Genomic DNA, 10,985 nt, shown 5'->3' on the forward strand with positions numbered 1-10,985 from the left:
ATCTTGGTCACAATCTGGGCTGTGGGTCTTGATGAATGACGGGTCACCAATAACCAACAACGGACAACTATTTCTTCTGCTTGCAACTGACAACGTGGAACTTGGAACTGCTTCTTTCCGGTGGGCAGTGGACCGTTGACGGACAACGTTGTTTTGAGCAGCGTTCGGCTTATCTTGACACACCGGAACCTCGGACCCGCTACGCTACCGGCGCTTGTGCGTCATCAGTCTGTCTTTCATCTCGCTATTTTATGAAGAAGAATCAATGCGTAGACATATTCCATTTGGAGACGATTTTCGGAATGATTGTGAGAGTGAGTATGGCGCCGGTGACCATTCCTATGGCGAGAAGCAACCCAAGTCCTGAGAACAACTTCAAAGGCGCGAATATCAGCGATGAAAAGCCTGCAGCCAGAGCTATTGTATTGGAAAGTATCGCCGGTGTGACCTCTTGTCTTGCCCTGTAGATATCTTTGGTCTCTATGAATCTGTTGATCAGGTGAATCGCGTAGTCTATTGTCATTCCGAGAAGGACCCCGGAAACGATAGCAGTAGAGATTTCCAGCTTTATGCCCAGTATCGCCATATAAGAGAAGTTGAAGAGTACAGACAAGGCGATCGGAAGAACAGACACTAGAGCCAGTTTGAATGACCTGAAAACGACTATGAGGAGCAAGGTGATGACTACTAGAGCCCATAAGATTGTGCTTACCTGACTGCGCAGTATTTCGTTGTTAACCCCGGAGATTATCAACAGCGGCGAAGCAACGTAAGGACTATACTGCTGATAATCCTCTAGAATTTCCTTCAAGTCATCTTCGAGACGCTGGGAGCTTACTGCGTCGGTATTTGGAGTCTTGACGAGTAAGCGCAGCGAATTGCCGACCATATATTGCTGCACGGGCAGATCTCCGTTGCGAGCAGCTATCTGGAGTATTGGAAGGGGGATTCCGAAAGCACTGCAAACATCCATTATGGATGAAACGCCCCTGACTTCTTCGAGCATGTTAATGTCGGAAATGAGGTTCGAAATGATTTGTGCATCTGCGCCTGTGTAGAGGCTGTTCTTGTCAAGAATGACGTAAAAAGGCATGTTCCAGCCGAACTCATCTCTTATGGTTTCGGCTGATTTCACGATTGAGGAACTCTTCTCGAAATAGTCGAACTGGTCGAAGTTCCGCTCGATTTTGGAAATCAGAAATGGCGAAACGACTGCGAAAGCAATTATAGCTATAAGTGCAACCATTTCAATCTTCTTTGCCTTCTCTCCTGTGGGACCCTTGAACCTCAGTCTTCTATTCACCGCAGGGAGGTCGATGAAATAGAGAGCGGCAGGAAGAGCTATGAGAACGAGCGCCGAACTCATCATAATACCGATAGAGACCATAATTCCCAGTTGCCTGAAGGCCTCCAGACTGCTCACCAAGAATGTTAGAAAGCCGACTGCTGTCGTAAGCGCCGATAGGAAGACGGGAATAAGCTCCTCATGTACTGTTCGCTTCAACGCGAGATTTCTATCCAGAAACTTTCTGTTAGTGATGTATCGATCTATGAAATGGAGCCCATAAGACGAGGAGATTATAACTATGAAAAGGCCCACCGTTGAGGTGAGAATGTTGATATCCAAGCCTATCATCACGCCAAAGCCGTAGGCCCAGACAGCCGCGATGATTGATAGAATCGAAGGGATGACTGCTGCCCGAATGCTTCCGAGCCTCAGGAAGTAGATGAAGCAGATTAGGCCGAAGAGAATTGGGGGATATACAACCAAAAGCGACAGTATTGAACCGTAGAGCTCTTCATCGATAATCGGCTCTCCGCTGGCGTAGAACTCCATGCCCTCCAGCGACTCGCCTGCAACTTTCAGGATCGTTTTGACATCTACGCTCTCGGTTACATTTATCGGAATGAGCGCGACCTCTCCATTCTCGTCTAGAAGGTTGTCGAGATAGAGCGGGTTCTGCAGAATCTCGCGAGCGTTATCCTTGGGGATCCCTTTCTCGAAATAAGGTTGGACGTTTGTCCCACCAATCAAACTAACCTTTGCCGCATCCTGATAGGAGTTGTAACCCACCACTCCCTCGATCGTAGAGAGCTTTTGCAGGAAATCATAAATCATTAGTGAATTGTCTTCCTTGAAGAGACCGTCTGTCTTAACTACAATGATAATCTGCTTTTCACTTCCGAAAAGATTCTCCATCATTCTCATGTTTTCTCTCGAAGGAGATTTCTCTGGTAGAAGAAATTCGCTTGAAACGTTTATTTCAACTCTTAGAATGAAGAGCCCCATTACTATCGTGATGATGGCAAACAGAGTTATTATAAGGATAGAAATCCTTCGGCTAATCATATGGATTGCCCCCTTTACAGAATTGTACTATGATTTCTTTGAAAGTTATGTTTATGTATAGTAAAATATCTAAACAATTAATTTCTTAGACTGTTATAATTACTTCATAGGAGGTGCACGATGAATGTGGAAGGCGAGGGAATAAGTCCTGAAAAGATACTTGAGTCTGTGTTCGATCTTGTCAGGAACTTCACAAAGTTCTTTTCTTTCACCATAGAGGCCGAAGAGATGAAGACAATCGAGCTCTATATCCTTTTGTTTGTTGCGCTCAAAGGGCCCCGGAGCATGTCCTCACTTGCGAAGGAGTACTCGATGACAAAGAGCAATATCACCGTTCTTGTGGACGATATGGAGAACAAGGGCTATCTTGCCCGTGTCCGTTCTGAAGAAGATAGACGGGTGATAATGATTACACTAACCGAGCGTGGCAAGGCTTTCTTTGAAAGCTTTTTGGCGAACTTTTCCAAGTTGATCTCCACGTTCATAAAGAAAGTTGGTTCCGAAGACCTTGCGATAATCACCGAAGGGTTCGAAAGAATAACCCGGATCGTTATAGACGAAAAACTCGTGGATTCCGATGAAGGGAGGCAAAGCTGAAAAGTCATGATACTTGTAACCGGTTCTACCGGGCACGTTGGTAACGTTCTCGTCAGAGAGCTTGTCATCAAAGGCGAAACCGTGAGGGCAGTTGCCCTTCCTGGAGAAGATACCTCGATGATCGAGCAGGAGAGAGTGGAGATACTCCACGGCGATATACGCGACAGGGAGTTTGTGGTCAGAGCCTGTGAAGGAATCGACACAGTCTATCATCTTGCAGCGCTCATATCCATAATGCCCAACATGAAGAAAAAGGTGAGAAGCGTCAACGTAGGCGGCACGGAAAACGTGATTCACGCGTGCAAGGTTCAGCGGGTGGGAAGGATGGTCTATACAAGCTCTATTCACGCCTTCACCGAGCTGGAACCGGGAAGCATGATAGATGAAAACGTGCCGTTCAATCCGGCCCGCACTAGCGGGGTCTACGGGAAATCCAAGGCCGAGGCCGTGCTGAGCGTACTAACTGCAGCCAGGGAAGGTCTGGACGCAGTCGTGCTCTGCCCTACGGGAATCATAGGACCTTTCGACTACAAGCTTTCCGAAATGGGAAACATGATAAGGCTCTTCGCAAGCGGTAAGTTGAGAGTCGGGATCGATGGCTCTTTCGACTTCGTCGATGTCCGCGATGTGGTGAGTTCGGAGATCGCAGCTTCGAAAGTGGCAAAGCCTGGCGAAGTCTACATTCTCGGCGGAGAGCGCGTAACGATACAGGAGCTTACGGACATGCTGCACCGTATAACCGGTAGAAAGAAAACCTACACCTTCTTGAAAAGTACTAGCGCTTACGTCCTTTCGGCCCTGAGCACACTGTATTACATGATCTCGAAGACCAAAGCCTGTTTCACTCCTTATACAGTACACACACTCACCAGAAACTACAAATATTCTCACAAAAAAGCTACGAAACTATTGGGCCACAATCCCAGAAAGGTCTCGGAATCGTTAAGGGACGCCGTCGAATGGCTATCCAGGTACGGCACGATAAAACTGCGGTGAAAGCTCAATTCGGCAGGTCAGATGTAGATCATCCCACCTGGCAAACTCGAGTCTTATCTACGAATGCACGAGAACCCATTCTTGAAAAGAAGAAAAAGCTTCTGAATATCTTTCTCTGATTCCTTTTCGTCTATCCTGTTGAGCTGAACCAAAACGCCCCTGAATGAGACGTTCATCCGACGCTGCGCGTCCAGGTTCTTGGTCAGAGGGGATGTAAGAGGCCAGAGGGAAGAGGTTGGAAGAGCGGGAAGACCTTGATCTTCTTACCTCTAACCTCATTCCTGTCGCCTCTATAGGGTTTAGAGAGCGCGCGATACGGGCGAGATGAGACCCCTCAGAATCCCGAACAGGAGCTCCAAACAGGGGCATATTGGGGCAGGCTCTACTGGATGACATGGTGAAGGGCTTCCTGAATATCCACAGTAATGATGTAATCAGCCGACACACCTCATTGTCTTGCACCGAAGGTAATTGGCAGGTTCTATAGAATCTCTGTGAGGCAATATCATTAAGGATCTGGAGGGTATGCAAGCATTGCGAAGAAGCCTTTTCTTAATCACGATCTAGCCTAACTAAGCTCTTCGCCACATCGAATAGCTCTTTGCTTTTCACTTTCAGAGATTGCTTGACTTCTTTCCAGGTAAGGACTGCTCCTAATGGATCCGGGGAGTCCTCTACATCATCAAAGAAAGCTACAGCCCTTACTATATGGTACAGATCGACTTCTCTACCATACTTCTTGACAAAAGCTTGAAGAACTCTTTCCGAAGACTCTCTCTTCAGGATTTCTGCGAGATCGAAGTAGTCCTTTTTCTCTGCTCTTGCGGCAATAGCGCTAAGCTTCATGGCGGCGATATCGATTACCGAAGCCACATCCAGAGACCCATACTTGTTGAAAGGTTCAATTAGTGCATAATGGTATTCAAAAAAGCTTGTCCGAACACCGTCAATTTCAGCTTCAAGGGTCCCTGTCTGAACCCTTACTTTCTCCACCAAAACACCAAACTGCTTCAAATACTCCAACAATACTTCTGGCCAATAAGGCTGAGCTGTAAAGAAATCCAAATCGAAACTCACACGGTGTTCATAGTACATCGCCAGAGCCGTGCCCCCTGCAAGATAAAAATCAGTGAGTTTACTCTCAAGAATATTTAGAAGATTCAGCGTCTTTGATGAGAGTTTCCCGCTTCTAAGCATTTAGTTATCTCCGATCTAGGAATATTCAGAATAAGGCTCCAAAAATTTGCGGTCACCCTGCCGATTATTCTGCTTCTTCTAACTACCCCCGCGATCTCGGCCGAGTCATATTCAGAGAGAAGATTGACAACATCCTCCATCGTTCCGTACTCCAGAACCCTGGAAATAATGAAGAACTTGTCCTTCTCCTTATCAAGCTCTTTAACATCCACATCCCAGAAACATGTATTCCGCAAGTTTAGAGCCATATACTTCACCAAATCAATTCTATCATTTCAAGCTTCACAAACCTTCCAACTTCCCTGTAAACCTCCTGCTGTGGAGATCTCTCACAACCGCCATCTCGTAGAGCCTACCCTGATGGGTGCACCTGTTCAGGGTACCTGTACGGGATGACCCTGAACAGGAGCATTTCAGGGCAGGCTCAATATGATGTCAGTCTTTTCTTGTTTTCCGTCATTCTCGTACTTCTGGCCGACATCTCGATATTTGCACCATTTACTAGACCAAATCCAGTCAGAAGTATCAGGGACAGTGTTTATAGTTCAGGAGAGCGCAACATTGTAGAGACAGAAAAAGGCGGGCTGAGGGCCCGCCGGATTGGTTTGATATTGAGATTTGTTTCTCTCTTGCTTATACAGCCTCTACGAAGTCGCTTTCAAACTGGCTGGTGTAAAGCTCGGCGTAGAAACCGCCACGTGCGAGAAGTTCTTTGTGGGTTCCCTGTTCGACGATGTCGCCTTCGTTCATGACGAGTATGAGGTCGGCATCTCTTATTGTTGATAGTCTGTGGGCAATCATGAAGCTTGTCCTGTTTCTCATAAGGTTTTTCATGGCTTGCTGTATCAGGGCTTCTGTTCTTGTGTCGACTGAACTGGTTGCTTCGTCGAGTATGAGGACCTTAGGATCTGCCAGGATTGCCCGGGCTATCGTTATCAGCTGCTTCTGGCCTTGCGAGATGTTGGTCTGCTCTTCGTTCAGCACGAGGTTGTAGCCTTCGGGGAGGGTGTGAATGAATGACTCGACGTGAGCAGCCTTAGCCGCTGCCAGTACTTCTTCATCCGTTGCGTCAAGCCTTCCGTATTTTATGTTGTCCCAGATGCTGGCATTGTAGAGCCAGGTGTCCTGGAGCACCATTCCAAAGTTTTCTCTCAGGTCGTGTCGGGTGTAGTCTTTTATGTTGTGGCCGTCCAGGAGTATTTCTCCAGAGTTGACGTCGTAGAAGCGCATCAGGAGTTTGACGATGGTTGTCTTTCCCGCTCCCGTGGGTCCGACGATGGCTATATTGTGTCCCTTGTCTACCTCGCAGGAGAAGTCTTTTATGATTGTCTTTTCCGGGACATATCCGAATCTGACATTTCTGAACTCAACGTGGCCGTGATGATCAACCCCATTGACGGGGTTCGTTGTCTCTGGTATTTCCTCTTCCTCTTCCAGAAATTCAAAGACTCTCTCTGCTGCCGCAGCCGTCTGCTGGAAGACGTTCATGATGTTGGCAATCTGAGCGATAGGCTGAGTGAACGACCTCACGTACTGTATGAAAGCCTGGATGTCACCGACCGTGATCATATTTCTGACGGCAAACCAGCCACCCATTATGGTTATGAGGACGTATCCGAGATTGCCCACAAAGGTCATGATAGGCATCATCATACCGGAGAGAAACTGGGATTTCCAGGCGGAGTCGTACAGTTCAGCGTTCAGTTTGTCGAAGGTTTCTATGCTTTTCTCTTCTCCGTTGAAGGCCTTTACGACGACGTGACCTCCGTACATCTCCTCTACGTGGCCGTTTACCTTTCCGAGATACTCTTGCTGCTTCTTGAAGTATCTCTGAGACAACTTAACCACAAAGGCGATGAGTCCCATCGAGACAGGCAGTATTAGCAAGGCTATCAGCGTGAGCTGCCAGCTTATCGTGAACATCATTATGATGACCCCGACTACTGTCGTGATGGACGTTATGATCTGGCTCAAACTCTGGTTTAGCGTTCTGCTTATGGTGTCGACGTCGTTGGTTACCCTTGACAGGACATCTCCCTGGGAGCTCTTGTCGAAGTATTTGAGGGGAAGCCTGTTTATCTTATGGGAGATTTCTTCCCTGAATTTGTATGTGACCTTCGCAGATATGCCCGACATTATCCATCCCTGGATATACATAAACAGAGCGCTAAGTGCGTACAGTCCGAGAAGAATAAACATGGTTCTAGCTATCGAGTCGAAGTTTATTCCTTCGCCAGTTCCGGTGATCTTGGCCATTATTCCTTCGAAGACTTCCGTTGTCACCGTGCCGAGTATCTTCGGCCCCATGATGGAGAAAAGAGCGCCGGCCGCCGCGAAACAGAACACTATGATTATCAGGATCTGGTACTTCTTAAGGTATTGAACGAGTTTTTTCAGCGTTCCTCTGAAGTCTTTGGCTTTCTCTCCCGCACGCATCATGCCGGGGCCCATCGGACCTCCGCCGCGACCTCGATGACCTCTACCCTTTTCTCTGTTATCACTACTCATGCTAATTCTGCCTCTGAAAGCTGTGATTGTGCGATCTCTCTGTATATCTGACAGCTTTTCATCAGTTCGCGGTGCTTGCCGATTCCAACAAGGTTGCCCTCGTCAAGAACAAGTATCTGATCGGCATTTTTTATCGTCGCAATTCTCTGGCCGACTATTATCATCGTGCTATCTCCCGTTTCCTGCTTCAGTCTTCTTCTCAGCGCAGCGTCTGTCTTGAAGTCAAGTGCAGAGAAGCTGTCGTCGAAGAGGAGTATTTTCGGTTTCTTCAGCAGCGCCCTGGCTATGGAAAGCCTCTGCTTCTGCCCTCCAGATACGTTCGCACCGCCCTGGGAAATGGCTGCGTCATATCCTTCTTCTCTCGCGGTTATGAATTCGGCGGCCTGGGCGATTTCGACAGCCCTTTCAATTTCTTCTTCAGAGGCCGTCTCGTCGGCGTATCTCAGGTTGGATTCTATGGTTCCGCTGAACAGTACACCCTTCTGGGGGACGTAGCCTATCTTTTCTCTCAGTTCATGCTGGTTCACTTCCCGGATGTCTATTCCGTCAACAAGCACCTGGCCGCCGCAGACATCGTAGAACCTCGGTATCATGTTCAGCAAAGTCGACTTTCCCGAGCCGGTCGAGCCTATAATCGCCGTCGTCTGCCCGGGAAGGGCCGTGAAGCTTATGTCGTTCAGGATATTTTTCTCGGCTCCCGGGAAACGGTAGCAGACGTTTTTGAACTCGACAGTTCCCTTGAAATCACTGCCGAATTTCTTCGGGTTCTTGGGGTCCTTTATCTGGGGATCAACCTCTAGGATTTCAGAGACTCTACCTGCCGAAACGGAGGCCCTTGGGATCATGATGAACGTCATCGTCAACATGAGGAAGGCGAAGATGATCAACATGGCGTATTGTATATAGGCCATCATGTCTCCAACCTGCATCGTCGAGGCCTCTATCTGGTGCGCGCCCACCCAGACGATGAGGAGCATGGTCCCGTTCATAACAAACATCATCGCCGGCATCATCACTACCATCACCCGGTTTACGAATAGGTTGGTTCTTGTGAAGTCCTTGTTAGCGGAGTCGAATCTCTCTTCTTCAAACTTCTGGGTGTTGAAGGCTCTGACAACCATGAGGCCGGAGAGGTGTTCCCTTGTAACGAGATTCAGCCTATCGATAAGCTTCTGCATCTTCTTGAATTTCGGAAGGGCTATGACGAAAACGATTCCCACAAGGCCTAGCATTATGATGACGGCGAGCGCTATGATCCAGGACATGGAGGTGCTCTTCTCGAGAGCCCTCATGACTCCTCCGACACCAATGATTGGGGCGTAGAATGCCATTCTAATTATGAGAACAATCACGAGCTGTATCTGGGTAATATCATTTGTCGTTCTAGTTATGAGCGAAGCCGTAGAGAACCTTGCAAATTCAGAGTTCGAGAAGTTTTCCACTTTCTCGAAAACGTCTCTTCTCATCGATCTCGCCGAGGCAGCAGCTATCTTCGAGGCGATGAAGGCGACCATGATGGTACTCAGCGCGCTAAGCAAGGTCACGAGAACCATGACTAAACCGGTGCGGAGCACATAGCCGCTCTGCAATTTTTCGGTGTCCACGCCAAGCTCCTCGTAGATTTCCTTCACGGCAAGTGCACCCGACTGGTTGACGATGTTTTCACCCATGACTTCGACCATGCTGTCAACCTGACTTAGCATTTCGAGCCTCTGGGCTTCCGGCATGAGCCGCAGCAGCAGGAAGACGTTTGCACCTTCGGGGATGTTGAAGCCGTCCGGGGGTGTAAAGGTCCCAGCTGCCCCGGTCATGCCGTTCTTGATTCCAGAATACGCCATGAGGGCCTTGCCGAAGAGCAGATTGAGAGCCTGTCGGTCTTCAATCTCTTCACTTTTCAGGACGTAAACATCTTTGCTCTCCAGCAAAGGGTACTTCTTGAGGTTTTCTTCATAAGTCGCCGAGTCTTTGTTTATGAGATCGTAGTAGCTCAGGACTTGTTGCCTCTCTTCTCCGCTCATGAAAAGCGAGACGTTATCGAAGGCCTCTTTGCTTATGGCCTCAGGAATAGCGTCTTCGATACCGCCCTGCTGAATACCGACGTTTACGATATTCGACATGTAATCTGGAAGTGCCAGTTCTGTCATGGCCTGAACGAAGAGCAATGCCACCGCGACGATGATGAAGACAGTATAGGGTTTAAGGTATCTTATAAGTTTGAGCATCAGCTTCGTCCTCTTTCTTTGTATTCTTGCGATTCTTCGAGTATCCTCTCCAGCTTCTCAAGACCTTGCATGATAGAATCAAGGTCTTCTTCAGTTGTCGTAGACAATGCCCTTCTCATCTTATTGGCAAAGGCATTGAGCTGTTTCTTCACGGGTTTGCAATACTCTTCCGCAAGACTTATCATAACTATTCGCCTGTCCTCTTCGCTTCTCTTTCTTTTGACGATCTTCTTTTCGACGAGTCTGTCGATTATCCCCGACACCGTGCTGTTTGAGAGATCTAGCTCCCTGCTTATATCGCTTATCTTCATATCGCCGTATTGGTTGAGTACTCTCATAACAAGGATCTGGGATTGGGTTACGTGCATCTTCTTGAAATCCCTTTCGAAATTCTGCTTTATGAGAGACACGATCCGCTTGATCGCTGTCAGCATCTCTTCTATTCTTGAGCTTTCTTCCAACAGAACCACCTTCTTCTTACATTTTCAGAACTTTCGCATACGAATACTTAGAGTCCGAATATTTCGCATGCGAAATATATTCTACTGCAATAAACGGCCAGTGTCTACGAAGAAAGAAAGAAAATTCGTAAACTTTGCGAGAACACGAACGATTTTTTCTGCTACGTGATCTCTCCGCGCCCGAGGCAAACCGGGTCTCGGGGTTGGGGTCTAGGGTCTCGCAAGAGCTGGAAGAGTGCGAAGAACCGTCCCTCGTACTTACCAAGAGCATGGACCCGTCCTTGGAAAAGCGGGAGAAGGGCAGTCCTTAGTTCCGACGCTGTGCGTCCAGGTTCTTGGTCAGAGAAGATGTAAGAGGCCAGAGGAAAGAGGTTGGAAGAGCGGGAAGATCTTGATCTTCTTACCTCTAACCTCGTTCCTGTCGCCTCTATAGGGTTTAGATAGCGCGCGATACGGGCGAGATGAGACCCCACAGAATCCCTGAACAGGAACCCCCAAACAGGAACATTTTGGGGCAAGCTTTTCAGAACAGGCTATACGGGATGACATGAGGGGGAAGAATTTCGGGCGAAACGAATTTGGTGCTTCTTTTCTTGCTCTTACAACAACCAAGAACCTCTCTTACTAGGAGCTCTACGGCGATGAAAGTTTTTT

At 48.0% G+C, this 10,985-nt stretch carries 8 protein-coding genes; 2 read left to right on the top strand and 6 right to left on the bottom strand.

The window, feature by feature from the left end; genetic code table 11:
- Positions 1 to 262: 262 nt before the first annotated feature.
- A complete protein-coding gene (locus B3157_RS11215) occupies positions 263 to 2,350 on the bottom strand; it encodes an efflux RND transporter permease subunit (RefSeq protein WP_292590573.1) in 2,088 nt (695 codons plus the stop codon).
- Between the two features lie 120 nt (positions 2,351 to 2,470).
- On the opposite strand from B3157_RS11215, the gene B3157_RS11220 reads away from it, so the two are divergent.
- Positions 2,471 to 2,947 carry a MarR family winged helix-turn-helix transcriptional regulator gene (locus B3157_RS11220; protein ID WP_214078289.1) on the top strand — a complete coding sequence of 159 codons (477 nt, stop codon included), beginning with the start codon at positions 2,471 to 2,473 and terminating at the stop codon, positions 2,945 to 2,947.
- A gap of 6 nt (positions 2,948 to 2,953) precedes the next feature.
- The gene (locus B3157_RS11225; RefSeq protein ID WP_214061401.1) at positions 2,954 to 3,943 is read left to right on the top strand and encodes an SDR family oxidoreductase; all 990 of its coding nucleotides are present in this window, start codon (positions 2,954 to 2,956) and stop codon (positions 3,941 to 3,943) included.
- Between the two features lie 552 nt (positions 3,944 to 4,495).
- On the opposite strand, the gene B3157_RS11230 is transcribed toward B3157_RS11225, so the two are convergent.
- From B3157_RS11230 to B3157_RS11250, 5 genes are all read right to left on the bottom strand, one after another.
- On the bottom strand, positions 4,496 to 5,140 hold the full coding sequence (locus tag B3157_RS11230) for a nucleotidyl transferase AbiEii/AbiGii toxin family protein (protein WP_214061400.1): 645 nt from the start codon (positions 5,138 to 5,140) through the stop codon (positions 4,496 to 4,498).
- A complete protein-coding gene (locus tag B3157_RS11235) occupies positions 5,104 to 5,388 on the bottom strand; it encodes a DUF6922 domain-containing protein (RefSeq protein ID WP_214061399.1) in 285 nt (94 codons plus the stop codon). The genes B3157_RS11230 and B3157_RS11235 overlap by 37 nt, the downstream gene beginning before the upstream one ends.
- A gap of 385 nt (positions 5,389 to 5,773) precedes the next feature.
- Positions 5,774 to 7,648, bottom strand: a complete 1,875-nt coding sequence (locus B3157_RS11240) for an ABC transporter ATP-binding protein (protein WP_292590576.1) — start codon at positions 7,646 to 7,648, stop codon at positions 5,774 to 5,776.
- Positions 7,645 to 9,870, bottom strand: coding sequence for an ABC transporter ATP-binding protein (locus B3157_RS11245; RefSeq protein WP_214061397.1), 2,226 nt, complete (start codon positions 9,868 to 9,870; stop codon positions 7,645 to 7,647). The genes B3157_RS11240 and B3157_RS11245 overlap by 4 nt, the downstream gene beginning before the upstream one ends.
- Positions 9,870 to 10,340, bottom strand: coding sequence for a MarR family winged helix-turn-helix transcriptional regulator (locus B3157_RS11250; RefSeq protein WP_292590577.1), 471 nt, complete (start codon positions 10,338 to 10,340; stop codon positions 9,870 to 9,872). Before B3157_RS11250 ends, B3157_RS11245 begins: the two co-directional genes overlap by 1 nt.
- Positions 10,341 to 10,985: the final 645 nt, after the last annotated feature.

Source organism: Mesotoga sp. UBA5557, from assembly GCF_002425715.1.
Lineage (GTDB): Bacteria > Thermotogota > Thermotogae > Petrotogales > Kosmotogaceae > Mesotoga.

Coding starts and splice junctions, on each gene's coding strand:
- B3157_RS11240 (WP_292590576.1), bottom strand. CDS start 7,648: ATGAGTAGTGATAACAGAGAAAAGGGTAGAGGTCATCGAGGTCGCGGC.
- B3157_RS11245 (WP_214061397.1), bottom strand. CDS start 9,870: ATGCTCAAACTTATAAGATACCTTAAACCCTATACTGTCTTCATCATC.
- B3157_RS11235 (WP_214061399.1), bottom strand. CDS start 5,388: ATGGCTCTAAACTTGCGGAATACATGTTTCTGGGATGTGGATGTTAAA.
- B3157_RS11215 (WP_292590573.1), bottom strand. CDS start 2,350: ATGATTAGCCGAAGGATTTCTATCCTTATAATAACTCTGTTTGCCATC.
- B3157_RS11220 (WP_214078289.1), top strand. CDS start 2,471: ATGAATGTGGAAGGCGAGGGAATAAGTCCTGAAAAGATACTTGAGTCT.
- B3157_RS11230 (WP_214061400.1), bottom strand. CDS start 5,140: ATGCTTAGAAGCGGGAAACTCTCATCAAAGACGCTGAATCTTCTAAAT.
- B3157_RS11225 (WP_214061401.1), top strand. CDS start 2,954: ATGATACTTGTAACCGGTTCTACCGGGCACGTTGGTAACGTTCTCGTC.